The organism is Roseateles sp. (assembly GCF_046300915.1).
In the GTDB taxonomy this organism is placed as follows: domain Bacteria; phylum Pseudomonadota; class Gammaproteobacteria; order Burkholderiales; family Burkholderiaceae_C; genus Kinneretia.
Genome location: NZ_JBKCLH010000218.1, coordinates 1 through 24043, shown reverse-complemented (window position 1 = coordinate 24043; position 24043 = coordinate 1). Strand labels below are relative to the sequence as shown.

Sequence of the window (24043 nt, the reverse complement as noted above, 5' to 3'; positions counted from 1 at the left end):
GTGCAACCGTGGGCACCGGGGTGGGCACCGTGGCGGACACCGGGGCGGGCGCCGACTCGGCAGCCACGACAGGCGTGGGAGCGCTCACCGGCTCGGCGGCGGGCTGGGGCGCCGGGGCCGCATTGCCGCCTCCGCCGAACTTCTTCTTGAAGAAACTGAACATCAATGGCCTGTGAGAAGGACTGGATCTGGGCTGAAAGCCCCGCCGCTGCGGCATTTCGGGCAGGTCGCCCCTGGGCCGGCAGCCGTCTCGCGAGGGGGCTTCCAAGAATTTTTTAAAGACTTCGCAAAGAGTGCTTGCATTGTCTCCGAAAAGCTCGTTAGAATAGCGGGCTTGAGGCGCTTTAGCTCAGCCGGTTAGAGCGACGGAATCATAATCCGCAGGTCCGGGGTTCGAATCCCTGAAGCGCCACCAAAATACAGCGAACGGCCCGAGCACCCCTCGGGCCGTTTTTCTTTGTTCAACCGCCATTCTCGCAGCCACTGGACAAATACCATGTACCGCTGTGCCTCGATTGCCACCCTTGCTGTGGCCGCTTGCTTGGCCTGGGCCCCGGCCCACGCTCAAACGCATCGCCCCTTCCCGCCCCAGGCTTTGCGCGGTGAGCTGCAGTTGCTGCAGTTCCCCGAAGCCACGCTCAATGGGCAGCCGGTCCGACTGGCGCCCGGAGCCCGTTTGCGCGGCGACACCAATCTGCTGCTCCAACCTGCCAGTGCGATGGGGCAGAAACTCATGGTGCACTACACCGTCGAGCAGCGCACCGGCCTGCTGCAGGACATTTGGGTGCTGAATCCGGTCGAGCTGGCCAACAAGACCTGGCCCCGCAGTGCCGAGGAAGCCGCGCGCTGGAGCTTCGAGCCCGGCACGCAGACCTGGACCAAGCGCTGAGGCCCCAAGGAAGTACGCCATGAAGAAAGTATTCATCAAGACCTTCGGCTGCCAGATGAACGAGTACGACTCGGACAAGATGGCCGATGTGCTGGGCGCCGCCCAGGGCTATGAGAAGACCGAGGACCCCGAGCAGGCCGACCTGATCCTCTTCAACACCTGCTCGGTGCGCGAGAAGGCGCAGGAGAAGGTGTTCAGTGACCTGGGCCGCGTCAAGCACCTCAAGGACAAGGGCGTGCTGATCGGCGTGGGCGGCTGCGTGGCCAGCCAGGAGGGCGCTGCCATCATCGAGCGCGCGCCCTATGTGGACGTGGTCTTCGGTCCCCAGACCCTGCACCGACTGCCGCAAATGCTGGCCGCGCGCCAGGAGCTGCGCCGCCCGCAGGTGGACATCTCCTTCCCCGAGATCGAGAAGTTCGACAATCTGCCGCCGGCCAAGGTGGAGGGCGCCAGCGCCTTCGTCTCCATCATGGAAGGCTGCTCCAAGTACTGCAGCTACTGCGTGGTGCCCTACACCCGCGGCGAGGAGGTGTCGCGCCCCTTCGAGGACGTGCTGACCGAGATTGCCGGTCTGGCCGACCAGGGCGTCATGGAGATCAATCTGCTGGGCCAGAACGTCAATGCCTACCGCGGCAAGATGGGCGACACCGGCGAGTACGCCGACCTGGCCCTGCTGCTGGAGTACGCGGCCGAGATCCCCGGCATCCGCCGCCTGCGCTTCACCACCAGCCATCCCAATGAGTTCAGCCCGCGCCTGATCGAGGCCTACGGCAAGGTGCCCCAGCTGGTGAACCACCTGCACCTGCCCGTGCAGCACGGCAGCGACCGCATCCTGATGGCCATGAAGCGCGGCTACACGGCCCTGGAGTTCAAGAGCATCGTGCGCAAGCTGCGCGCGATCCGGCCGGACATCCGCCTGGCCAGCGACTTCATCGTCGGCTTCCCCGGCGAGACCGAGGACGACCACGCCAAGCTGATGAAGCTGGTGGAGGACGTGGGCTTCGACGCCTCCTTCAGCTTCATCTTCAGCCCGCGCCCCGGCACGCCGGCAGCCAATCTGGAGGACAGCACGCCTTACGAGGTCAAGGTGCGCCGCCTGCAGGAACTGCAAGCCGCCATCGAGGCCCATGCGGTGAAGATCAGCGAAAGCATGGTGGGCACCCGCCAGACCATTCTCGTGACCGGCAATGCCCGCAAGGACGCCAGCGAGCTGATGGGCCGCACCGAGTGCAACCGCATCGTCAACTTCAAGGGCCACCCGCGCCTGATGAACCAGCTGATCGAGGTGGACATCACCCAGGCCTTCCCGCACTCCCTGCGGGCCGAGGTGCCGCTGGCGGTGGAACAGGCGCTGGGCGCCTGATCCTTCAGCGCTGGCGCAGCCAGCCCTGGCCCCAGGCCAGGGCCCATTGCGGCAGGGCAATGGCCAGGATCATCAGGCCGTAGCCCGCCATCTTGCCATCCCGCCCCAGCAGCAGCAGCGCCGCCAGCAGGGCGAGCGATCCGCCCGCGGCACCCCAGAGCCAGAGCCGCCGCCAGCTGCGGCTGCGCAGTTCCTGACGCCACAGCAGCTTGAGCGCCCCCGCCATCAGGGCCGCCACTATCCAGGCAGGCGCCAGGAAATTGCACAGATGCCAGAACAGATCGAGGGCGTTCAAGATGAGGGTGAATCCGGAAGTTGGCTGCCACGAGCGGCGCGAAAGTTGCGCGCATTTCTTGATGCGCATCAATCGCATGTGCGGGCTGCAGGAAGCCCCGCAATGCGGCGCGAAGGCCCGAATTTTATAATTCGGACATGAGCGTCTTCGCCCTCAGCCTGACCCACCACTCCGCGCCGCTGGATCTGCGCGGAAGGTTCGCGTTCTCGCTGGACCAGCTTGCCCCCACTCTGCTCGGTCTGCGCCAGCAGCTGCAACATGGCCCCAGGCACATGCTGCCCGAGGCAGCCCTGCTGTCCACCTGCAACCGCACCGAGCTCTACGTGGCCGGCCCCAACGAGCTGGTGCGCCCGGCCGTGGACTGGCTGGCTGGCGTGGGTGGCGTGGGCAGCAGCGCGCTGATGGACCATGCCCATGTGCTGGAGGGCAGCGCAGCCGCCCGTCACGCCTTCCGCGTGGCCAGCGGCCTGGACTCCATGGTGCTGGGCGAGCCCCAGATCCTGGGTCAGCTCAAGCAGGCCGTACGCGAGGCCGACCAGGCCGGCACACTGGGCACCACCCTTCACCAGCTCTTCCAGCGCAGCTTCTCGGTGGCCAAGGAGGTGCGCACCTCCACCGAGATCGGCAGCCACTCCATCAGCATGGCGGCGGCCTCGGTGCGCCTGGCGGCCCAGCTCTTCGAAGACCTCAGCCAGATCAAAGTGCTCTTCATCGGCGCGGGCGAGATGATCGAGTTGGTGGCCACGCATTTCGCCGCCAAGACGCCACGCCATATGGCCATTGCCAATCGCACCCTGGAGCGCGGCGAGAAGCTGGCCGGCCGGCTGTCGGCCGAGGCCCTGCGCCTGGCCGACCTGCCCCAGCGCCTGCATGAGTTCGACGCGGTGATCTCCTGCACCGCCTCCAGCCTGCCCCTGATCGGCCTGGGCGCCGTGGAGCGCGCGCTCAAGAACCGCCGGCACCGCCCCATGTTCATGGTGGATCTGGCCGTGCCGCGCGATATCGAGCCCGAGGTGGCCCAGCTGGACGACGTCTACCTCTACACCGTGGACGATCTCTCCGGCATCGTGCAGAGCGCCGGCCAGAAGCGCCAGGCCGCGGTGCAGCAGGCCGAGGCCATCGTCGAGGCCGGCGTGCAGAGCTTTGTGCACTGGCTGGGCCAGCGCCACACCGTGCCCCTGATCCAGGCCCTGCAGGCCCAGACCGACGACTGGCGCCAGCACGAGATCGCCCGCGCCCGCAAGCTGCTGGCCCGCGGCGAGGATGTGGATGCGGTGCTGGACGCGCTCGCGCGCGGCCTGACCCAGAAGATGCTGCACGGCGCCCTGGCCGAGCTGCATGCCAGCGAGGGCGAGCAGCGCATGCAGCTGGCCCAGACGGTGTCGCGCCTGTTCCTGCGCAACAGCGCTCGCAACCCGGCCGAGTCCTAGCGGCGCTGACCGCCTGCAGGGTCGCCTTGTCTATGGCGGCGGCCCCCATCGGCAGCGCCCGCGCGCCCTGCCCGTCTCGACGCCCCGCGTTGACCCACGCCTCCCGGATTCCGCCCCATGAAAGACAGCCTGCGCCAGCAGTTTGAACGCCTGGCCTTCCGCCTTGCCGAGCTCGACACCATCCTCGCCGACGGCGCCGTGGCCGCCGATATGAAGCGCTACCGCGCTCTCAGCCGCGAGCAGGCCGAAGCCAGCGGCCTGGTCGAGCGCTACCGCCGCTACCAGCAGCGCGAGGCCGATCTGGCCGCCGCCCAGGAGCTGCTGGACGAGCCCGAGATGGTCGAAATGGCGCGCGAGGAAATCGCCAGCGCCCAGACCGATCTGCTGGCGCTGCACGAGCAGCTGCAGCTGGCCCTGATTCCCAAGGACCCCGACGACGCGCGCAACGCCTTTCTGGAAATCCGCGCCGGCGCCGGCGGGGATGAATCGGCGCTGTTTGCCGCCGATCTGGCCCGCATGTACCTGCGCTTTGCCGAGACCCAGGGCTGGCGCTGCGAGACGCTCTCGGCCAGCGAGTCCGATCTGGGCGGCTACAAAGAGCTGGTGGTACGCATCGAAGGCGAGGGTGTGTATGGCCGCATGAAGTTCGAGTCCGGCGGCCACCGCGTGCAGCGCGTACCCGCCACCGAAAGCCAGGGCCGCATCCACACCAGCGCCTGCACGGTGGCGGTGATGCCCGAGCCGGACGAAGCGGAGGAGATACAGCTCAACCCGGCCGATCTGCGCATCGACACCTTCCGCGCCAGCGGCGCCGGTGGCCAGCACGTCAACAAGACCGACTCCGCCATCCGCATCACCCACCTGCCCACCGGCCTGGTGGCCGAATGCCAGGACGACCGCAGCCAGCACCGCAACAAGGCCAAGGCCATGGCCGTGCTGGCCGCCCGCCTGCGCGACAAGGACAAGAACGAGCGCGCCGCCAAGGAAGCCGCCCAGCGCAAGAGCCTGGTGGGCAGCGGCGACCGCAGCGACCGCATCCGCACCTACAACTTTCCCCAGGGCCGGCTCACCGACCACCGCATCAACCTCACGCTCTACAAGCTGGACCAGATCATGAACGGCGATCTGGGCGATGTGCTGGCCGGCCTGCAGGCGGCCCAGGCCGCCGAGCAACTGGCGGCCCTGGAAGGCCGCGCATGAGCAGCGCGCTGAGCGTGGCAGCCGCCCTGGCCCAGGCCCGCGCCGCCGGCCTGGACCGGCTGGAGGGCCAGCTGCTGCTGGGCACCCTGCTGGGCGTGGACCGGGCCTGGCTGCTGAGCCATGACGATCAGGCCCTCAGCCCCGAGCAGGCCGCGCGCTTTGCCGACTGGCTGGCCCAGCGCCTGCAGGACGTGCCCCTGGCCTATCTGGCCGGCGAGAAGGAATTTCACGGCCTGCGCCTGCGCGTCAACGCCCACACCCTGGTGCCCCGCCCCGATACCGAGACCCTGGTGGACTGGGCCCTGGAGCTGCTGCCCGGCCTGGGACCGGCCCCGCGGGTGGTGGACCTGGGTACGGGCAGCGGCGCCATCGCCCTGGCCCTCAAGCATGCTCACCCCGCCGCCGCGGTGAGCGCCGTGGACCTGAGCGCGGGTGCCCTGGCCATGGCGGCCGAGAACGCGCGCCGCCTGGGTCTGGACCTGGAGTGCCTGGCCGGCGACTGGTGGCAGCCACTGGCGGGCCGGCGCTTCGAGCTCATCGTCAGCAACCCGCCCTATATCGCCGGAGACGATCCGCATCTTCCCGCCCTGCGCCACGAGCCGCGCAGCGCGCTCACGCCCGAGGGCGACGGCCTGGCCGCGCTGCGCATCCTGGTGGCGGACGCTCCGGCCCATCTGGTGCCCGGCGGCTGGCTGTTGCTGGAGCATGGCTATGACCAGGCCGAGGCGGTGGCCGCGCTGCTGGCCGAGGCTGGCTTTGAGGCCATCGCCCTGCGCCACGACTTGGGCGGCCAGCCCCGCATCAGCGGCGGCCGCTGGCCGGGCTGAAAAGCCACAACAGCCTCGCCGAACTCGCCCATATTCCGCAGCACTCGTGGCCACTCCGGATTAGTATGGCTCCCAGGAGTGGCCGCACCGGCCAGCTCCAGACGCTTCAGGAGGTCGCCATGCGCCACGCTGCCGCCCGAGTTCCTGTCTCCCACCCCGTCCATGCCGGACTCATGCTGCTGCTTGTCGCGGCCCTTGTCAGCCCTGGCGCTGCGCCGGCCCAGGGCCTTAGCCTGCCGCCCCTGGACAGCCATTCCCTGCGGTGGCAAGCACGGGTGCAGCTCAGCAGCCTGGAGGAAACGGGGGGCAGCCGGAGCCTGCTCAGCGCCAATCTGCTGGGCGACTACTACATCTTCAACAACACAGATGCCAGCAATCGCTACCAGGGCGGACTGCGAACCACCGGTGGGCTGATGGTCGGACCCAGAGCCCTGAGCGAAAGCAGCTCCGGCTTGGCGCTGCGCAACCCTGATCTGGGCCAGCGCGCCAGCCTTCTGTTGGGCCAGCGCCGCATCAGCCAGCTCGGCCCCAGCCTGCCGGGTTCGGAGTCCGACTACGCAACCCGGCCCTATCTGGGCATAGGCTACACGGGCCAGTCCTTGCGCGGCGGCTGGGGTTTCAGCGCCGATCTGGGCTTGATCAAGCTCAGTTACCGCGACCAGCTGCGACTGGGCCGCAGTCCCGGCGGCGCCCAAAGCCTGGAAGAGCTGCTGCTGGACATACGCCTGCGCCCCGTGGTGCAGCTGGGCTTCAACTACAGCTTCTGAGGCCTTCTATCCCCACGCCGACCAGAGCCCCGGGCCTGGCCGATAATCCTCCCATGGGTGCCGCACAAGGCGGCGCCGTGATCGAACATGGGGTAGAGACAATGAGCGACAACGTCCAGCAACGCATCGATGATCTGGTGAAGAACAACCGCGTCGTGCTGTTCATGAAGGGCACGGCCCAGTTTCCGATGTGCGGCTTCTCCGGCCGCGCGGTGCAGATCCTCAAGGCCTGTGGCGTCAGCGATCTGACCACCTTCAATGTGCTGGAGGACGAAGGCGTGCGCCAGGGCATCAAGGAATACGCCAACTGGCCCACCATCCCCCAGCTCTATGTGAATGGCGAGTTCGTCGGCGGCTCGGACATCATGATGGAGATGTACCAGGCCGGCGAGTTGCAGCAGGTGCTGTCCGCCCAGTGAGCCTCGGGTGAATGAAACCCCGCGCCGACTGGTCGTCGGCATAACCGGCGCCAGCGGCGCCGCCTACGGCCTGCGCCTGCTTCGCCGCGGACGCGCGCTGGGGCTGGAGACCCATCTCATCGTCACCCCGGCCGGGGTGCTGAATGTGCACCATGAGCTGGGGCTGGACCGCCACGCCTTGGAGGCCGAGGCCAGCCGCAGCCATGCCCTGGGCGATGTGGGAGCCTGCGTGGCCAGCGGCAGCTTTGCCACCGCCGCCATGGTGATCGCGCCCTGCTCCATGAAGACCCTGGCGGCCGTGGCCCATGGCTTTGGCGACAACCTGCTGACCCGCGCCGCGGACGTGACGCTCAAGGAGCGCCGCCGCCTGGTACTGATGGTGCGCGAGACCCCGCTGAACCTCGCGCATCTGCGCAATATGACGGCCGTGACCGAAATGGGCGGCATCATCTTCCCGCCCCTGCCGGCCTTCTACCACCGCCCTCAGAGCATCGAGGAGTTGGTGAACGAGTCGGTGGAGCGGGTGCTGGAGCTGGCCGGTGTGACCGGTGCCGCGCCGCAGTCCTGGAACGGACTCAAGGGCTAGGCCTCGCCGGGCATCAGCCAGCGCTTGCGGTTGCTGAACACCGCGTTCGGATACTCGGCGCGGCCGCGGCTGCCGTTGTAGCGCCCCAGGGCCATGAACATATCGCCCTTTTCCCGGTCCAGATAGTGGCGCAGGATCACGCAGCCAAAGCGCAGATTCGTCTGCATATGGAAGAGGTGCGAGGGGTTGCCATCGCCGATCAGGCGCGCCCAGAAGGGCATGACCTGCATATAACCCCGGGCCCCGGCCACGCTGATCGCGTACTTGCGGAATCCGCTCTCCACCTGGATCAGTCCCAGCACCAGGGCCGGCTCCAAGCCGGCACGCTTGCTCTCGTACCAGACGGTCTCGAGGAACTCGATGCGGGTCTGAGCCTCGGACAGGCGCTTCTTGAGTCGCTCGCTCATCTCGCCCAGCCAGCGCAGATAGGCCAGGCGATCTTCCACCGAGGCAAAGCGCGGCTTGGGCGGCGCGCTGTTGGCGATGGCCAAGGACAGGGCTGAGCGCACGGAGTCGGCCAGCGGCTCCTCCAGCTGCGCACCGGCCCGGGCACCCAGAGGCCAGGCCAGGCTTGCGGCCGCCGCGCCCAGCAGAGCGCGTCGTCGCATCAAAGCTTGAGCTTGCCCTTCAGATGGGCCACGACATCCGCCAGCGCCAGCTTGCTGGCCTCGGCGTCGCGACGGCCCTGGTACTCGACCTGACCTTCCTTGAGGCCGCGGTCGGACAGCACCACGCGGTGGGGCACGCCCACCAGCTCCCAGTCGGCAAACATGGCGCCGGGGCGCTCGCCGCGATCGTCCAGCAGCACGTCCACGCCCAGGGCCTGCAGTTCCTCGTGCAACTGGGTGGCGGCGGCCTTGACCTCTTCGCTGCGGTCCATGCCGATGGGGCAGATCACCACGGTGAAGGGAGCGATGGAGTCCGGCCAGATGATGCCGCGCTCATCATGGTTCTGCTCGATGGCCGCGCCCAGGATGCGGGTCACGCCGATGCCGTAGCAACCCATTTCCATGGGCTTGGGCTTGCCGGTCTCGTCCAGGAAGACGGCGTTCATCGCGGCCGAGTACTTGGTGCCCAGGTAGAACACATGGCCCACCTCGATGCCGCGCTGGATGGCCAGCACGCCCTTGCCGTCCGGCGAGGGATCACCCGCCACCACATTGCGGATATCGGCCACCAGATCGGGCTCGGGCAGGTCGCGGCCCCAGTTGACACCGGTGTAGTGGAAGTCGGCCTCGTTGGCGCCGCAGACGAAATCGGCCATCTGGGCCACGGTGCGATCGGCCACGATCTTGACGGGCTTCTTCAAGCCGATGGGGCCCAGATAGCCGGGCTTGCAGCCGAAGTGCTCCTCGATCTCGGCCACGGTGGCAAAGCGGAAGCCCGCCTTCAGGCCTTCCAGCTTGCCGGCCTTGACCTCATTGAGCTCGTGATCGCCGCGCACCAAGAGCAGCCAGACCTGGGTCTTTGCCACATCGCCGGCTTCGTTGAGCTCATCGGTGGCCAGCACCAGGGACTTGACGGTCTGGGCCAGGGGCAGGCCCAGCAGCGCGGCAACATCCTCGCAAGTGCTCTTGCCGGGCGTGGGCGTCTTGGCCAAGGCCTGGGCGGGCACGGCACGCGCGGCCAGCAGGGCCACGGCCTCGGCCAGCTCGATATTGGCGGCGAAGTCGCTGGTGGGGCAGTAGACGATGGCGTCCTCGCCGGTATCGGCGATCACCTGGAACTCATGCGAGCGGTCGCCGCCAATGGCGCCGGTATCGGCCGCCACGGCACGGTACTCCAGCCCCAGGCGGTCGAAGATCTTGCAGTAGGCCGCGTACATATTCTCGTAGCTGCGGCCGGCGCTCTCCACATCCCGGTCGAAGGAGTAGGCGTCCTTCATCGTGAACTCGCGGCCGCGCATCACGCCAAAGCGCGGACGGCGCTCGTCGCGGAACTTGGTCTGAATGTGATAGAAGTTCTTGGGCAGCTGCTTGTAGCTGCGCAGCTCCTGGCGCGCGATATCGGTGACCACTTCCTCGGAGGTGGGCTGGATGATGAAGTCGCGGTCGTGGCGGTCCTTCACGCGCAGCAGCTCGGGGCCCATCTTGTCGAAGCGGCCGGTCTCCTGCCACAGCTCGGCGGGCTGGACCACGGGCATCAGCAGCTCCACGGCGCCGGCACGGTTCATCTCCTCGCGAATGATGGTCTCGACCTTGCGGATCACACGCAGGCCCATGGGCATGTAGTTGTAGATGCCGGCGCCCAGGCGCTTGATCATGCCCGCGCGCATCATCAGCTTGTGGCTGACCACTTCGGCGTCGGCGGGGGCTTCCTTGAGCGTGGAAATGAAGAACTGGCTGGCTTTCATGGCGCGGACAAGAGAGGGCGCTCAGCACTGTGACCCAAGGTCAAGCACAAAGGCGCAATGTGAGGGTTAGCGAGGGGAATGCCCGGGTGTGGCCCCGATGCAATAATCGATCTAACTATAGATTTGGGGTTGATTATGCTCGACCGTGAAGGCTTCCGGCCCAACGTCGGCATCATCCTGCTCAACCACAGGAACGAGGTCTTCTGGGGCAAACGCATCCGGACCCATTCCTGGCAGTTCCCGCAAGGGGGCATCAAGCATGGCGAAACGCCTGAGCAGGCGATGTTTCGTGAGCTTCACGAAGAAGTGGGGCTGCACGCGGATCAGGTGCGCATCATTGCGCGCACGCGGGACTGGTTGCGCTACGAGGTGCCCGAGCACTTCATACGCCGCGATGCCCGTGGTCACTACAAGGGCCAGAAGCAGATCTGGTTTCTCTTGCAGCTGACCGCGCGCGACTGCGATATGAACCTGCGCGCCACCGACCACCCGGAGTTCGACGCCTGGCGCTGGAACGAGTACTGGGTGCCGCTGGAGGCCGTGATCGAATTCAAGCGCGGCGTCTACCAGATGGCACTGACCGAGCTGGCCCGCTTTCTGCCGCGCATCAATCACCACAACCGCTATCTGCGGGGCGGCATGCGGCCTCAGCATCGGGAGCCGCGCGCGCCGCAGGGTGGCGCTGAATGCGCCGAGGCACCGCAGGGGGCGGGGCCGGAGGCGGGTGAGCACAAGCCGGGGTGAAGGGCCCGCCTGGCGCCGCCGCGATTGTGGCTTCGGCTCACATCGCTGACGCGATATGAGCCTGCGCCGCAACTTGGTGCTCGTTACACGAGCACCAAGTTGTCCCGGTGGATCAGCTCGGGCTCGGCGGCATAGCCCAGCACCAGCTCGAACTGGTTGGAAGCCTTGCGCGCGATCAGGCGCGCCTCGGCGCTGCCGTAGTTGGTGAGACCGCGCGCGAGCTCGCGCCCGCTGTCGTCGCGCACCGCGATCACATCACCGCGATGGAACTCCCCCTGCACCTCGGTCACGCCGATGGGCAGCAGGCTCTTGCCGTCTTCGCGCAGCTTGCTGGCTGCGCCAGCATCCACGATCACCGCGCCGCGCAGCTGCAGATGGTCCACCATCCACTGCTTGCGCGCCGCCTGCTTCTGGGTGCTGGCCACCAGAGCCGTGCCTATGGACTCGCCCGACGCCAGACGCAGCAGCACATCGGGCTCGCGGCCCCAGGCGATCACGGTGCTGGCGCCGCTGCCCGCGGCGCGCTTGGCCGCCAGAATCTTGGTGATCATGCCGCCGCGCCCAAGAGACGAGCCAGCGCCACCCGCCATTTGCTCCAGCTCGGGCGTACCAGCCACGGCCACGTCGATGAAACGGGCGTTCGGGTCCTTGCGCGGATCGGCCGAGTACAGACCCTTCTGGTCGGTGAGGATGACCAGGGCATCGGCTTCCACCAGGTTCGCCACCAAGGCGCCCAGGGTGTCGTTGTCGCCGAACTTGATCTCGTCGTTGACCACCGTGTCGTTCTCGTTGATCACGGGCAGCACACGGTGCTGCAGCAGGGTCAGCAGGGTGGAGCGGGCGTTGAGATAACGTTCGCGATCGGCCAGATCCGCATGGGTGAGCAGCACCTGGGCGCTGCCCATGCCATGCTCGCGCAGCTTGCTTTCGTACATCTGGGCCAGACCCATCTGCCCCACGGCCGCGGCCGCCTGCAGCTCATGCACTTCCTTGGGCCGGGTAGCCCAGCCCAGGCGCTTCATGCCCTCGGCAATCGCGCCGCTGGACACCATCACCAGCTCACGCCCCTGCGCAGCCAAGGCCGCCAGCTGCCGACACCAGTTGCCGATAGCCTCGGCATCCACGCCACGGCCTTCGTTGGTGACCAGGCTGGAGCCCACCTTGACCACGATACGCCGCGCGTCCTTCAGGACGCCCTGGTCCAGCAACTCCGCGCTCATGATGCGGGATCGAATCGCGGATCGCGCTCGGCCGGCTTGTCCTTGCTCTTGGCTTCCTTAGCAGCCTTGCTCGCCTTGACCTTGGCCGCGCGCGAGGCGCGGGTCTCCTGCACGGCCTTGGGCGGATCGATCACCGGCTCGTCGAAGCGCACATCCGGGTCTTCCACGGGCGGCACCTGCAAAGACGCCACATGCTCATAGATGGCACGGATCAGGGGCTCGCAGCCCTCTCGCGTCAGGGCCGAGATCTCGAAGACCGGGCCCTTCCACTTGTAGCGCTTGACGAAGTCCTTGACGCGCTCGGCACGCTCCTCGGCCTGCACCATGTCCAGCTTGTTGAGCACCAGCCAGCGCGGCTTGGCGTGCAGCTCTTCGTCGTACTTCTTCAGTTCCTTGACGATGGCCTTGGCCTCGGCCACCGGATCCACATCGGGATTGAACGGGGCCAGGTCCACCACGTGCAGCAGCAAGCGGGTGCGCTGCAGATGACGCAGGAACTGGTGGCCCAGGCCGGCACCTTCGGCGGCGCCTTCGATGAGGCCGGGGATGTCGGCAATGACGAAGCTCTTCTCCGGCGCCACGCGCACCACGCCCAGATTCGGGTAGAGCGTGGTGAAGGGGTAGTCGGCAATCTTCGGCCGGGCGTTGGACACGGCCGCGATCAGCGTGGATTTGCCCGCATTGGGCTGGCCCAGGAGCCCCACATCAGCCAGCACGCGCAGCTCCAGCTTGACCTTCTTGACCTCACCCGGCCAGCCCGGCGTCTTCTGACGCGGCGCGCGGTTGGTACTGCTCTTGAAGTGCAGATTGCCGAAGCCGCCGTCACCGCCCTTGGCCAGCAGCACCGGCACATCGGGCTCCAGCAACTCGGCGATGATTTCCTCGGTCTCCAGATCACGCACGATGGTGCCCACCGGCATGCGCAGCGTGATGTCCTCGGCCGCTGCGCCAAACTGGTCCGAGCCCCGACCAGCCTCGCCATTGCGGGCCTCGTGACGGCGCGCGTAGCGGTAGTCGATCAGGGTGTTGAGATTGCGGTCGGCCACCGCATAGATGCTGCCGCCGCGGCCGCCGTCGCCGCCGTCCGGACCACCGAAGGGAATGAACTTCTCCCGGCGGAAACTCGCGCAACCCGCGCCGCCGTTGCCGGCTGCGATGTCGATGGTGGCTTCGTCTACGAACTTCATGTGTGTGCGCCTTGACGGCCCGATGTTAAGGCAGCCTGGAAACACAAAAGCCCCGGCGAGCCGGGGCTTCGATCAGCTGGCGGGCGGCTGCTGCTGAACCGCCAGCGATTTCACGGTCGATCAGACCGGGGTGACAACAACCGTCGAGCGGTTCAGTTCACCCTTGGTGGTGAAGGACACGGTGCCGTCCACCAGCGCGAACAGGGTGTGGTCCTTGCCCATGCCGACATTGGTGCCAGCATGGAACTTGGTGCCGCGCTGACGCACGATGATGGAACCAGCCGAAATGGCCTGACCACCAAACACCTTCACGCCCAGCATCTTGGGCTTCGAGTCGCGGCCGTTCCGTGTGGAACCGCCGCCCTTTTTCTGTGCCATGGATTAACTCCTTGAACTGTTGGCGAAAGCCGGATTAGCCGTTGACCGCGCTGATTTCCAGCTCGGTGTAGATCTGGCGATGGCCTTGGCTCTTCTTGTAGTGCTTGCGACGACGCAGCTTGAAGATGCGCACCTTGTCGTGCTTGCCATGAGCCACAACCGTGGCCTTAACGCTTGCGCCAGCAACCAAGGGAGTGCCAACCTTCAGCTCAGCGCCGTTACCCACGGCGAGAACTTGGTCGATCACGATCTCTTGGCCAACATCCGCAGCAATCTGTTCTACCTTGATCTTTTCGCCAGCAGCAACTTTGTATTGCTTGCCGCCGGTTTTTATGACCGCGTACATATCAGCCCTTTCAATAAACCAACCTCGCCGGCCCATCCCGGACTGAGGCCTCCAGCGCATCTGAAAACGCGCAGAGCCCGAAAGTATAGCAGTGCCGCGGGAAAACACCAAGCGCGGACCACCCAAGGCCGACAATGCTGCGGACCGCCTCCCTATAATTGCTGTTTCGCCCTCCCTGGGCTCTAGAGAGTTGAGTGTGCTGACCGCAACCGCATCCCCCATTGTCGAGGCCCAAGCCCTGCTGGACGCCGAGATGCGCGAGGTCGATGCCGTCATCGCGCGGCGCCTGGATTCGGATGTACCCCTGATCAACCGGATCGGCGGCTACATCGTGCAGGCCGGTGGCAAGCGCATCCGCCCCAAGCTCGTTCTTCTCTTTGCCAATGCCCTGGGCCACAACAAGAGCGACCGCTTTGAGATGGCCGCCGTGGTGGAGTTCATCCACACCGCCACCCTGCTGCATGACGATGTGGTGGACGAATCATCACTTCGCCGCGGCAAACCCACGGCCAACGCTCTCTTCGGCAATGCCGCCGCTGTCCTGGTCGGCGACTTCCTGTACTCGCGCGCTTTCCAGATGATGGTGTCAGTCCAGCGCATGCGTGTGCTTGACGTGCTAGCCGACGCTACCAATGTGATTGCGGAAGGCGAGGTCCTGCAGTTGATGAACATGCACGACCCGGACATCGCGGTGGAGCAGTACCTGCGCGTGATCCGCTACAAGACGGCCAAGCTCTTCGAAGCCAGCGCACGCCTCGGTGCGATCTTGGCCGACAGCACGCCCGAGATCGAAGAGGCCTGCGCCGGCTTCGGTCGCGCCCTGGGCACCGCCTTTCAACTGATCGACGACGCACTGGACTACAGCGGGGACACACAAGCCCTGGGCAAGAACGTCGGCGACGATCTACGCGAAGGCAAGCCGACGCTGCCACTGCTAGTCGCCATGGAACGAGGCAGCCCCGAGGACCGCGCACTCATACGTCACGCGATCCAGAATGGCGAGGTGCAGGGGCTGACCGAAATCATCAACATCGTGGGCCGCACCGGCGCTCTGGATGCGACGCGAGAGGCCGCACGCGCCGAGGCCGAGAGTGCTCGCGCATGCCTTCAATCGCTACCCCCTTCCATCTGGCGCGAAACCCTGCTAGAATTTTGTGCTCAGTCGGTGGAGCGCTCCTTTTAGCGCAAGGCGATTGAATCGTGATGTGATCCGACACCGCTGCGGATCACGACATTGCGAATCGGGGTGTAGCTTAGCCTGGTAGAGCGCTACGTTCGGGACGTAGAGGCCGGAGGTTCGAATCCTCTCACCCCGACCAGTTTTTCTTTCTTCTTATCCCCTCCCCTCCCTTGCTTCGCAGCATCCGCCCAGAATGGGTCTGAGCCGTGCATCTGGGCCTTGCTCGCGTGCTTCTCGGCCGACCTGACCCGCGCCTTGCGTCTGGACAAGTCCTGGCACGGCAGTAATGCTTAGAATCGCGGCCCATGCAATCCTGGCGAGGTCTTCGCAAGCGTCTGGTCTGGCTCGTGTCCTGCACGATGCTTCTGGCCGCGCTCGTGCCGGCACTCTCGCACCTGCTGCTGCCGCGCGACGCCGGCGTCTGGACCGAGATCTGCACGCTCAGCGGCGCCAAGTTCGTGCGCCTGGACCTGAGCAGCAGCAATAGCACCGATGAGGGCGGCAGCTCACCCGATGGCACCTCGTCCATGGAACGCTGCCCGGTCTGCCCCTTGCATCAGAGCGGCACCGCCCTGCCGCCGGCTACGCTGCTGCACTGGCTGCCGGACAGCCGGCTGGCCCACGCCCTGCCCCTGCTCTTCCTGAGCGCGCCGCGGCCGCTCTTCGCCTGGGCGCCCGCCCAGGCCCGCGCTCCGCCCCTGCAGTCCTGAGCCTCGCGCGGCCTCCACCCCGTTTCGGCCGCCACCTTTCTCCCCTCTCCCAGTCATCGGACGAGCGAAGCCCTGGGCGCCTGACGGCGCAGGGTCGCGCGCCCCTGCATCCGCTCAGGACCCAACGTGTTCATCTCCCACTTTCCCGTCACCTTTTTTCGCCGTGCCACACCCTTTGCCCTGTCCGGCTTGAGCCTGGCCCTGCTGGGCGCTCATGCTGCCAGCGCCCAGACCGCGCACCAGCAACAACTCGAGCGCGTCACCATCAGCGGCAGCGCCGCCACGCTGGATCGCCCGGCAGGCAGCAGCTCGCGCCTGGGCCTGAGCCTGCGTGAGACACCGGCCAGCGTCACCGTGGTGGACAGCGCCACCATCGAGGCGCGTGGCGCCAGCAACACCCAGGAGATCCTGAAGAACGTGCCCGGCGTGGTCTTCGCCGATCCGCCCGGCTCGGCCGGCAGCGTGTTCTACCGCGGCTTCGGTTCGGGCTCCCTGGCCCAGCTCTACAACGGCATCAGCGTGCAGTACGACGCCATCGCTGCCCGTCCGGTGGACAGCTGGATCGTCGAGCGCGTCGAAGCCATCGGCGGCCCCTCGAGCTTTCTGAACGGCTCAGGCGCCGTGGGCGGCACGCTCAATGTGATCACCAAGATCGCCGATGGCAGCGGTGACATCAGCCGCGCCCGCGTGGCCCTGGGCGACCGCGCCCAGCTGGCCACCAGCCTGCAGCGCAGCCTGGGCGACACGGGTCAGGTCTTGCGCGTGGAGCTCAACCGCAGCGAGGGTGCGCTATGGACCCAGGGCCGCGACCGCAGCGCCTGGCAGGCAGCCGCCTCCTGGCGCGCCCCGCTGAGCAGCGGCCTCACCCACACCCTGGCCCTGGAGCGCCAGCACGAGAAGGTGAGCCAGCCCTACTGGGGCACGCCCATGCTGCGCGCGGCCGATGGCTCGGTGAGCGGCGCCCTGCGCTTCGATCCCGCCACCTATGGCGTGAACTACAACGTGCAGGACGGCCGCTACGAGCAGGACGTGAGCTGGGCCCGCTCCCTGCTGGAGTGGCAGATCGCGCCCACCACCCGGCTGAACCACACGCTCTACCACTACGACGCCCTGCGCGACTACGAGAACGTGGAGGCCTACACCTTCAAGAACGGCAACCGCCAAGTGGAGCGCTCCAGCGCCTTGCTGCAGCGCCATGACCAGCAGGTCTGGGGCAGCCGCGGCGAACTCAGCCATGCCACGCAACTGGCCGGCCTGCGCTCGGACTTCGCCTTCGGCTGGGACTGGAGCTTCAACCGGCAGACCCGCTTCCCGCTGTCCATCGGCGGCCCCTTCACGGGCAGCTTCGGCCTGGTCGATCCCTATGCCCCGGTGGCGGGCAGCTTTCTGGACGTGCCCGGCATGAGCCGCACCTACACGCCGGGTGCCACGAACCTGCTGCGCAGCTTCGCCCTCTTCGCCGAGAACCGCAGCGAGCTGGGCGCGGGCTGGTCAGTGGTGAGCGCGCTGCGGGCGGACCGCATCGCCCTGGATGTGCGCAACCACCGCGCGGCCAGCGCCAGCAACCCGCCCCTGTTCCAGACCCGCTTCACACCCGTCACCGGCCGCCTGGGCCTGGTGAAGGACCTGTCCAAGGACTGGCAGGTCTACGCCCAGGCCAGCACCGCGGCCGATCCGCCCTCGGGCGTGCTGGCCACGGCCGGCTTCAGCGCCCTGCGCAACTTCGATCTGACCAAGGGCCGCCAAGTCGAACTGGGCAGCAAGCTGAGCTTTGACGAGGGCCGCGGCAGCGCCACGCTGGCGGCCTACGAGATCCGCCGCAAGAACCTCTCCATCACCGACCCCAGCGATTCCACCAAGGTGATCCCGGTGGGCGAACAAAGCAGCCGCGGCCTGGAGCTGGCCGCGCGCTGGCGCCCCTCAGCGGCCTGGCAGCTGGGCGGCCACTGGAGCTACACCCGGGCCCGCTACGAGAACTTTGTGGAGACCGTGGGCAGCGGCGCCTCGGCCACGAGCATCTCGCGCGCCGGCAACACGCCGGCCAATGTGCCGCGCGTGGTGGCCGGTCTCTCGGCCGACTGGCAGGCCAATGAGTCCCTGCGCCTGGGCGCCGACTGGCGTCATGTGGGCAAGCGCTACGCCAACACCGCCAACACCTTGTGGGACGAGGCCTATCAGCTGCTGGGCCTGAGCGCCACGCTGCGCATCACGCCGCAGCTGACGGCGCGCGCCCGCATCGACAATGTGGCCGACACCCGCTACGTGGCCAGCCTCAGCAGCAGCCTGCCCTATCTGGGCGCCCCGCGCAGCGTGAGCGGCGCGCTGGACTGGCAGTTTTGAGCATGAGCCTCAAGCGCTGGCTCTATCTGCTGCACCGCTGGGCGGGCATCGCCCTGTGTCTGGTGATGGCCCTGTGGTTTCTCTCGGGCATGGTGATGCTCTATGTGGGCTACCCCAAGCTCACGGCCGAGGAGCAGGCCGCCGGCCTGCCGCCGCTGGCGCTTGAGCAATGCTGCGTGCCCCTGGCCGAGGCGGTGGCGGCCGCGGGCGGCCCGCAGGCGGCTCCGGCCCCCTGGCGGCTGAGCAGCGTGGCGGGCGAGCCCCGCTATCTGTTCGGCGATGGCCGCCGCGCCGCCCTGGCGGTGGACGCTCGCAGCGGCCAGCGCATCCGCGCGGTCAGCGAGGCTCAGGCACTGACCGCAGCCTCCCACTTCGCGGGCGGCGTGGCCGCCGAGCCGCTGGGCCGGGTGCAGGAGGACGCCTGGACCCACTCCCGCGCCCTGGACGCGCACCGCCCGCTCTACCGCGTGGCGGTGGCGGACGAGGCGCAGCGCTGGCTCTATGTCAGCAGCGTCACCGGCGAGGTGGTGCGCGACGCCACGCTTACCGAGCGCCGCTGGGGCTGGCTGGGCGCCTGGCTGCACTGGCTCTACATCTTTCGCGGCGGGGCGCTGGACGCGGCCTGGACCCAGATCGTGATCTGGCTCTCGGTGGCGGGCGGCGTGCTGGCCCTCAGCGGCCTGGTGGTGGGCATCTGGCGCTGGCGCTTCAGCGGCCGCTACAAAAGCGGCTCGCGCTCGCCCTACCGCGAGGGCTGGATGCGCTGGCACCATCTGCTGGGCCTGGTGGGCGGCAGCCTGGCCCTGACCTGGGTGCTCAGCGGCCTCTTCTCCATGAACCCCTGGAAGGTCTTCGAGGCGCCGGGCCCGGCCCCCGACCGGCGCGCCTATGCCGGTGGCACGCTGCAGGCCCAGGCCGGCCCGGAGGCGGCACCGGTGCTGGCGGCCCTGGCCGCCCGGGGCGAAGCCGCGCCACGCTGGCTGGAGTGGCGCCGGGTGGATGGCCAGCAGTTCCTGCTGGCCCAGGGTCCCACGGGCGGTCGCGCCCTGGCGGGCGACGGCACAACCCGCCCGCCCTGGAGCGAGGCTGCCCTGGTGCAGGCCGCCCAGCGCCTGCTGCCCGAGGCACCGCTGGAGGCGCGCGAGTGGCTGCACGAGTACGACCGCTACTACTACGGCCGCGAGCACCACACCATGACCGGCCAGCGCGAGCGCCCGCTGCCCGTGCTGCGCCTGCGCTTTGACGACCCGCAGGCGCATTGGGCAACCCTGGACCCGGCCACCGGCGCCATCCTGCAGCTGAGCAACCGCCATCAGCGGGTGGAGCGCTGGCTCTTTGCCTTTCTGCACAGCTTCGACCTGCCGATCCTGCTGGCCGCCCGTCCGGCCTGGGACGCCTGGATGCTGGGCTTCAGCGCCGCGGGCCTGGCCCTGTGCCTGAGCGGGGTGGTGCTGGGTTGGCGGCGTCTGAGCGGCCCGCGCCGGCCTGTCGCCCGGGCCCAATCGGGGCGACGCCTGTAAACATCAGTTGCAAAACCCATGTCCCGATTCGTGAGCTTCGCCACGTTCGCCCTGGGCCCAGGGGCGCGGCTCGGTTTACAGTGCAAGGTCCGTGGGCCATGATCCTGCGCCGACTGTCGTTGGCGGCATGCAGCCCGGGCTCAGCACACAAACCCGATGAACGTGGATACCAACCTGGTCGACTCGCCTCACTCCAGCCTCTCCGGCGTGGCGCGGGTGCTGGTGAACGCCGGCAAGCTGCCGGCCAAGACCGCCGAGGATTTGGTGCGCCTGGCCCGGGAGAAGAAGTCCAGCTTCGTCGCAACCCTGATGGCCGCGAACGCGCTGCCCCCGGCAGAGCTGGCCCACACCCTGTCCGGCGCCCTGGCCCTGCCCTTGCTGGACCTCAACGCCATGGACGCCCAGCGTCTGCCCACCAACATCATCGACGGCAAACTGGCCCAGCAGTACCAGGTCTTGCCGCTGGGGCGGCGCGGCAACCGGCTCTTCATCGGCGGCGCCGACCCCACCGACCAGGAGGTGGTGGAGCGCATCAAGTTCGCCACCCAGCTGTCTCCTGAGTGGGTGGTCGTCGAGTACGACAAGCTCATCAAGCTGTTGCAGGGCAGTGGTGCCAGCGCCGCCGAGGCCCTGGAATCGATGTCGGGTGGCGACTTCGACTTCGATATCGCCGAGGAGACAGCCGCCCCGGAGCAGGAGACGGCCGATATCTCCGATGTGGAAGACGCGCCCGTGGTGCGCTTTCTGCAGAAGATGCTGGTGGACGCCATCAATATGCGCGCGTCCGACCTGCACTTCGAGCCCTATGAGTACCACTACCGGGTGCGCTTCCGGGTAGACGGCGAGCTGCGCGAGATCACCCAACCGCCCATCGCCATCAAGGACAAGCTGTCCTCACGCATCAAGGTCATTTCGCGCCTGGACATTGCCGAGCGCCGCGTGCCGCAGGACGGGCGCATGAAGCTCAAGTTCGGCAGCAAGGCCATCGACTTCCGGGTCAGCACCCTGCCCACGCTCTTCGGCGAGAAGATCGTGATCCGTATCCTGGACCCGTCTTCCGCCAAGCTGGGCATTGAAGCCCTGGGCTACGAGAAGATCGAGAAGGAGCGCCTGCTGGCCTGCATCCAGCGGCCCTACGGCATGATCCTGGTGACCGGCCCCACGGGCTCGGGCAAGACCGTCTCGCTCTACACCTGCCTGAACATCCTGAATCAGCCGGGGGTGAACATCTCCACGGTGGAGGATCCGGCCGAAATCAATCTGCCGGGCATCAACCAGGTCAACGTGAACGACAAGGCGGGTCTGAGCTTCTCGGCTGCGCTGAAGTCCTTTCTGCGTCAGGATCCCGACATCATCATGGTGGGCGAAATCCGGGATCTGGAGACGGCCGATATCGCCATCAAGGCCGCCCAGACCGGCCATATGGTGATGTCCACCCTGCACACCAATGACGCCCCCACCACGCTGACCCGCCTGCTGAACATGGGCGTGGCGCCCTTCAATATCGCGTCCAGCGTGCTGCTGATCACGGCCCAGCGTCTGGCGCGGCGCCTGTGCGAGAACTGCAAGGCACCTGCGGAATACCCGCGCGAGGCTTTGCTTCGCGCCGGATATGCCGAAGAAGATCTGGATGGCAGCTGGAAGCCCTATCGGGCAGTCGGCTGCTCCAGCTGCAACAACGGCTACAAGGGCCGCGTGGGTTTGTACCAGGTGATGCCGGTCACCGAGGCCATTCAACGCATCATCCTGGCCGAAGGCACCGCCATGGACATTGCCGAGCAGGCCCGCAGCGAGGGCGTGCGCGATCTGCGTCAGTCCGGCCTGGTCAAGGTGCGGGCCGGCGTGACCACGCTGGAAGAAGTGCTGTCGGCAACCAATGAATAAGGGACGGGGTCCACAGCCCTGGAGGTGATATGGCAACAGGCGCGATCGCCAAGAACGTCAAGGAATTTGTCTTCGAGTGGGAAGGCAAGGACCGCAATGGCAAGACCGTGCGCGGCGAGCTGCGTGCCGGCGGCGAGGCCATGGTCAGCGCGACCCTGCGCCGCCAGGGCATCCTGGTCAGCAAGGTCAAGAAGCGCCGCACCGCCGGCGGCAAGTCCATCAAGCAGAAGGACATTGCGGTCTTCACACGCCAGCTGGCCACCATGATGCGCGCCGGCGTCCCACTGCTACAGGCTTTTGACATCGTGGGCCGCGGCAGCACCAATCCGCGCCTGACCCGCCTGCTCAACGACATCCGTCAAGACGTGGAGACCGGCACCAGCCTCTCCTCGTCTTTCCGCAAGCATCCGATGTACTTCGATGCGCTTTACTGCAATCTGGTGGAGGCGGGCGAAGCCGGCGGTATCCTGGAGCAGTTGCTGGATCGCCTCGCGACCTATCAGGAAAAGACGGTCGCCATCAAGAACAAGATCAAGTCCGCCCTGACCTACCCGATCGCGGTGATGGGCGTGGCTTTTGTCGTGGTGGCCGTGATCATGATCTTCGTGGTGCCGGCCTTCAAGGATGTGTTCACCTCCTTCGGCGCCGACCTGCCGGCGCCCACGCTGGCGGTGATCGCCATGTCGGAGTTCTTCGTCAGCTACTGGTGGGCCATCTTCGGCGGCATCGGCGGCGGCCTCTACTTCTTCATCCAGAGCTGGAAGCGCTCCGAGGCCATGCAGAAGCGCATGGACCGCATCCTGCTGAAGATCCCGGTGTTTGGCGAGCTGTTGTTCAAATCGGCCGTGGCCCGCTGGACCCGCACCCTGTCCACCATGTTTGCCGCCGGTGTGCCCCTGGTGGAAGCCCTGGATTCCGTGGGCGGTGCCTCGGGCAATGCCGTGTTTCTGGAGGCCACCGAGAAGATCCAGCGCGATGTCTCCACCGGCGCGTCCCTGACCACCTCCATGCAAAGCACGGGCATCTTCCCGACCATGGTGTTGCAGATGGCCTCCATCGGCGAAGAGTCGGGCTCCCTGGACCATATGCTGTCCAAGGCCGCCGACTTCTACGAGGACGAGGTGGACGAGGCGGTGAAGGCCCTGTCCAGCCTGATGGAGCCCTTCATCATCGTGATCCTGGGCGGCCTGATCGGCGGCATCGTGGTCGCCATGTACATGCCCATCTTCAAGCTCGGCCAGGTGGTCTGAGCCCGCTTCTCCCCCTGCGCCTTGCTCATGATTCAAGACTACGAATGGCTGCTCACGCCGCTGGCCCTGGGCATTCTGGGCCTGTGCATAGGCAGCTTCCTGAATGTGGTGGTACACCGCCTGCCCCTGATGCTGGAGCGCGGCTGGTGGTTGGAGTCCAGCGAACACCTGGCCGACGCCCAGGAACTTCGCCGCGCCGGCCTCACCGCGCCTCAGGCGGACAAGCTGGCCGCCGGCGCACAAGGCCTGCAGACCCACCTGGAACAGCTGCCCCCCCTGGGCATTGCCACGCCGCGCTCGCGCTGCCCGCACTGCGGCCGCGCCATCGCCTGGCATGAAAACCTGCCCCTGCTCGGTTGGCTGCGCCTGGGCGGGCGCTGCGCCGGCTGCAAGCAGCGCATCTCCCTGCGCTATCCCCTGGTCGAACTCAGCACGGGCCTGCTTTTTGCCGCCACGGCCTGGCATGTCGGCCCGCAGCCCCTGGCCCTGCTGTGGTGCGGCTTTGTCGCCACCTTGCTCGCCCTGGCGCTGATCGACTGGGACACCACCCTGCTGCCCGACTCCATGACCCTGCCCCTGCTCTGGGCCGGTCTGCTGGCAGCCCTGCTGGGCTGGACCCTTCCCCTGGAGCAAGCCCTGATCGGTGCCATCGCCGGCTATCTGACGCTGTGGTCGGTGTACTGGCTCTTCAAGCTCACCACTGGCAAGGAGGGCATGGGCTACGGCGACTTCAAGCTGCTGGCCGCGCTCGGCGCCTGGCTGGGCTGGCAGATGCTGCTGCCCATTGTGCTGGGCGCCTCCCTGATCGGGGCCCTGGTGGGCATAGGCCTCAAAGTCAGCGGCGGCCTGCGCGAAGGCCGCTATGTGCCCTTCGGCCCCTTCCTGGCCGGCGGTGGCTTGGTCGTCATGTTTGCCGGCGCGCCGCGCGTGATGGGCTGGCTGGGCTGGGCCTGAGTCTTGAGCACTGAAGCACCAAAGACAGCGCTGCGCCTGGGCCTGACCGGTGGCATCGGCTCCGGCAAGAGCACGGTGGCCGGCCTGCTGGCCGAGGCCGGCGCCGCCATCATCGATACCGACGCCATCTCCCGCGCCTTGACCGCGCCCGGGGGAGCGGCCATGCCCGCGCTGCGCGAAGCCTTCGGCCCGGCCCTGGTC

Annotated in this window: 24 protein-coding genes and 2 tRNA genes; 19 read left to right on the top strand and 7 right to left on the bottom strand. The window is 67.3% G+C overall.

Going from position 1 to position 24043, the window contains the following annotated elements:
• Positions 1 to 338: 338 nt before the first annotated feature.
• The 3 genes from ACK5F2_RS16610 to miaB all read left to right on the top strand — a co-directional run bounded on the left by ACK5F2_RS16610 (position 339) and on the right by miaB (position 2252).
• A tRNA-Met gene (locus tag ACK5F2_RS16610) sits at positions 339 to 415 on the top strand.
• A gap of 81 nt (positions 416 to 496) precedes the next feature.
• Complete coding sequence (locus ACK5F2_RS16605; RefSeq protein ID WP_409866608.1) at positions 497 to 889, top strand: hypothetical protein; 393 nt, start codon at positions 497 to 499, stop codon at positions 887 to 889.
• A 19-nt stretch (positions 890 to 908) separates the two neighbouring features.
• A complete protein-coding gene (miaB, locus tag ACK5F2_RS16600; RefSeq protein ID WP_409866605.1) occupies positions 909 to 2252 on the top strand; it encodes a tRNA (N6-isopentenyl adenosine(37)-C2)-methylthiotransferase MiaB in 1344 nt (447 codons plus the stop codon).
• Positions 2253 to 2256: 4 nt separating this feature from the next.
• On the opposite strand, the gene ACK5F2_RS16595 is transcribed toward miaB, so the two are convergent.
• The gene (locus ACK5F2_RS16595; protein ID WP_409866602.1) at positions 2257 to 2547 is read right to left on the bottom strand and encodes a hypothetical protein; all 291 of its coding nucleotides are present in this window, start codon (positions 2545 to 2547) and stop codon (positions 2257 to 2259) included.
• 137 nt (positions 2548 to 2684) lie between these two features.
• Between ACK5F2_RS16595 and hemA the strand changes: the two genes are divergently transcribed.
• From hemA to ACK5F2_RS16565, 6 genes are all read left to right on the top strand, one after another.
• Positions 2685 to 3977: a glutamyl-tRNA reductase gene (gene hemA / locus ACK5F2_RS16590; RefSeq protein ID WP_409866600.1), complete on the top strand. Its 1293-nt coding sequence runs from the start codon at positions 2685 to 2687 to the stop codon at positions 3975 to 3977.
• Between the two features lie 117 nt (positions 3978 to 4094).
• Positions 4095 to 5177, top strand: a complete 1083-nt coding sequence (gene prfA / locus ACK5F2_RS16585) for a peptide chain release factor 1 (RefSeq protein WP_409866597.1) — start codon at positions 4095 to 4097, stop codon at positions 5175 to 5177.
• A complete protein-coding gene (gene prmC, locus ACK5F2_RS16580) occupies positions 5174 to 6004 on the top strand; it encodes a peptide chain release factor N(5)-glutamine methyltransferase (protein WP_409866595.1) in 831 nt (276 codons plus the stop codon). The genes prfA and prmC overlap by 4 nt, the downstream gene beginning before the upstream one ends.
• A gap of 119 nt (positions 6005 to 6123) precedes the next feature.
• Complete coding sequence (locus ACK5F2_RS16575; protein WP_409866592.1) at positions 6124 to 6771, top strand: hypothetical protein; 648 nt, start codon at positions 6124 to 6126, stop codon at positions 6769 to 6771.
• A gap of 101 nt (positions 6772 to 6872) precedes the next feature.
• Complete coding sequence (grxD, locus tag ACK5F2_RS16570) at positions 6873 to 7190, top strand: Grx4 family monothiol glutaredoxin (protein ID WP_226882045.1); 318 nt, start codon at positions 6873 to 6875, stop codon at positions 7188 to 7190.
• A 7-nt stretch (positions 7191 to 7197) separates the two neighbouring features.
• Positions 7198 to 7776 carry a UbiX family flavin prenyltransferase gene (locus tag ACK5F2_RS16565; protein ID WP_409866588.1) on the top strand — a complete coding sequence of 193 codons (579 nt, stop codon included), beginning with the start codon at positions 7198 to 7200 and terminating at the stop codon, positions 7774 to 7776.
• On the opposite strand, the gene ACK5F2_RS16560 is transcribed toward ACK5F2_RS16565, so the two are convergent.
• Together ACK5F2_RS16560 and ACK5F2_RS16555 are read right to left on the bottom strand one after the other, a co-directional pair.
• Complete coding sequence (locus tag ACK5F2_RS16560) at positions 7773 to 8384, bottom strand: lytic transglycosylase domain-containing protein (RefSeq protein ID WP_409866585.1); 612 nt, start codon at positions 8382 to 8384, stop codon at positions 7773 to 7775. The genes ACK5F2_RS16565 and ACK5F2_RS16560 overlap by 4 nt on opposite strands.
• Positions 8384 to 10129, bottom strand: a complete 1746-nt coding sequence (locus ACK5F2_RS16555) for a proline--tRNA ligase (protein WP_409866582.1) — start codon at positions 10127 to 10129, stop codon at positions 8384 to 8386. The genes ACK5F2_RS16560 and ACK5F2_RS16555 overlap by 1 nt, the downstream gene beginning before the upstream one ends.
• Positions 10130 to 10264: 135 nt before the next feature.
• On the opposite strand from ACK5F2_RS16555, the gene ACK5F2_RS16550 reads away from it, so the two are divergent.
• Positions 10265 to 10873, top strand: coding sequence for an RNA pyrophosphohydrolase (locus tag ACK5F2_RS16550; protein ID WP_409866616.1), 609 nt, complete (start codon positions 10265 to 10267; stop codon positions 10871 to 10873).
• Between the two features lie 83 nt (positions 10874 to 10956).
• Here ACK5F2_RS16550 and proB read toward each other — a convergent pair whose 3' ends face one another.
• The 4 genes from proB to rplU form a co-directional block, all read right to left on the bottom strand.
• Positions 10957 to 12093 (bottom strand): glutamate 5-kinase, encoded by a 1137-nt coding sequence (gene proB / locus ACK5F2_RS16545; protein WP_409866580.1) that lies wholly within the window; start codon positions 12091 to 12093, stop codon positions 10957 to 10959.
• A complete protein-coding gene (cgtA, locus tag ACK5F2_RS16540; protein ID WP_409866578.1) occupies positions 12090 to 13280 on the bottom strand; it encodes an Obg family GTPase CgtA in 1191 nt (396 codons plus the stop codon). Before cgtA ends, proB begins: the two co-directional genes overlap by 4 nt.
• Before the next feature lie 120 nt (positions 13281 to 13400).
• Positions 13401 to 13658 (bottom strand): 50S ribosomal protein L27, encoded by a 258-nt coding sequence (rpmA, locus tag ACK5F2_RS16535; RefSeq protein ID WP_133603988.1) that lies wholly within the window; start codon positions 13656 to 13658, stop codon positions 13401 to 13403.
• A gap of 34 nt (positions 13659 to 13692) precedes the next feature.
• On the bottom strand, positions 13693 to 14004 hold the full coding sequence (rplU, locus tag ACK5F2_RS16530) for a 50S ribosomal protein L21 (protein ID WP_133603987.1): 312 nt from the start codon (positions 14002 to 14004) through the stop codon (positions 13693 to 13695).
• 253 nt (positions 14005 to 14257) lie between these two features.
• Here rplU and ACK5F2_RS16525 point away from each other — a divergent pair, with 253 nt between their 5' ends.
• The 9 genes from ACK5F2_RS16525 to ACK5F2_RS16485 form a co-directional block, all read left to right on the top strand.
• The gene (locus tag ACK5F2_RS16525; protein ID WP_409866614.1) at positions 14258 to 15187 is read left to right on the top strand and encodes a polyprenyl synthetase family protein; all 930 of its coding nucleotides are present in this window, start codon (positions 14258 to 14260) and stop codon (positions 15185 to 15187) included.
• A gap of 59 nt (positions 15188 to 15246) precedes the next feature.
• Positions 15247 to 15323 (top strand) — tRNA-Pro (locus ACK5F2_RS16520).
• A 166-nt stretch (positions 15324 to 15489) separates the two neighbouring features.
• Positions 15490 to 15894 carry a DUF2946 domain-containing protein gene (locus tag ACK5F2_RS16515; protein ID WP_409866576.1) on the top strand — a complete coding sequence of 135 codons (405 nt, stop codon included), beginning with the start codon at positions 15490 to 15492 and terminating at the stop codon, positions 15892 to 15894.
• Positions 15895 to 16020: 126 nt separating this feature from the next.
• Positions 16021 to 18234: a TonB-dependent receptor gene (locus ACK5F2_RS16510; protein ID WP_409866574.1), complete on the top strand. Its 2214-nt coding sequence runs from the start codon at positions 16021 to 16023 to the stop codon at positions 18232 to 18234.
• A 2-nt stretch (positions 18235 to 18236) separates the two neighbouring features.
• Positions 18237 to 19754 carry a PepSY domain-containing protein gene (locus ACK5F2_RS16505; protein ID WP_409866572.1) on the top strand — a complete coding sequence of 506 codons (1518 nt, stop codon included), beginning with the start codon at positions 18237 to 18239 and terminating at the stop codon, positions 19752 to 19754.
• Between the two features lie 156 nt (positions 19755 to 19910).
• Complete coding sequence (gene pilB / locus ACK5F2_RS16500; protein ID WP_409866571.1) at positions 19911 to 21638, top strand: type IV-A pilus assembly ATPase PilB; 1728 nt, start codon at positions 19911 to 19913, stop codon at positions 21636 to 21638.
• A gap of 29 nt (positions 21639 to 21667) precedes the next feature.
• Complete coding sequence (locus ACK5F2_RS16495; RefSeq protein WP_409866569.1) at positions 21668 to 22888, top strand: type II secretion system F family protein; 1221 nt, start codon at positions 21668 to 21670, stop codon at positions 22886 to 22888.
• A gap of 27 nt (positions 22889 to 22915) precedes the next feature.
• The gene (locus ACK5F2_RS16490; RefSeq protein ID WP_409866611.1) at positions 22916 to 23842 is read left to right on the top strand and encodes a prepilin peptidase; all 927 of its coding nucleotides are present in this window, start codon (positions 22916 to 22918) and stop codon (positions 23840 to 23842) included.
• A gap of 3 nt (positions 23843 to 23845) precedes the next feature.
• A partial coding sequence (locus tag ACK5F2_RS16485; protein WP_409866567.1) for a dephospho-CoA kinase occupies positions 23846 to 24043 on the top strand: 198 nt, incomplete at its 3' end.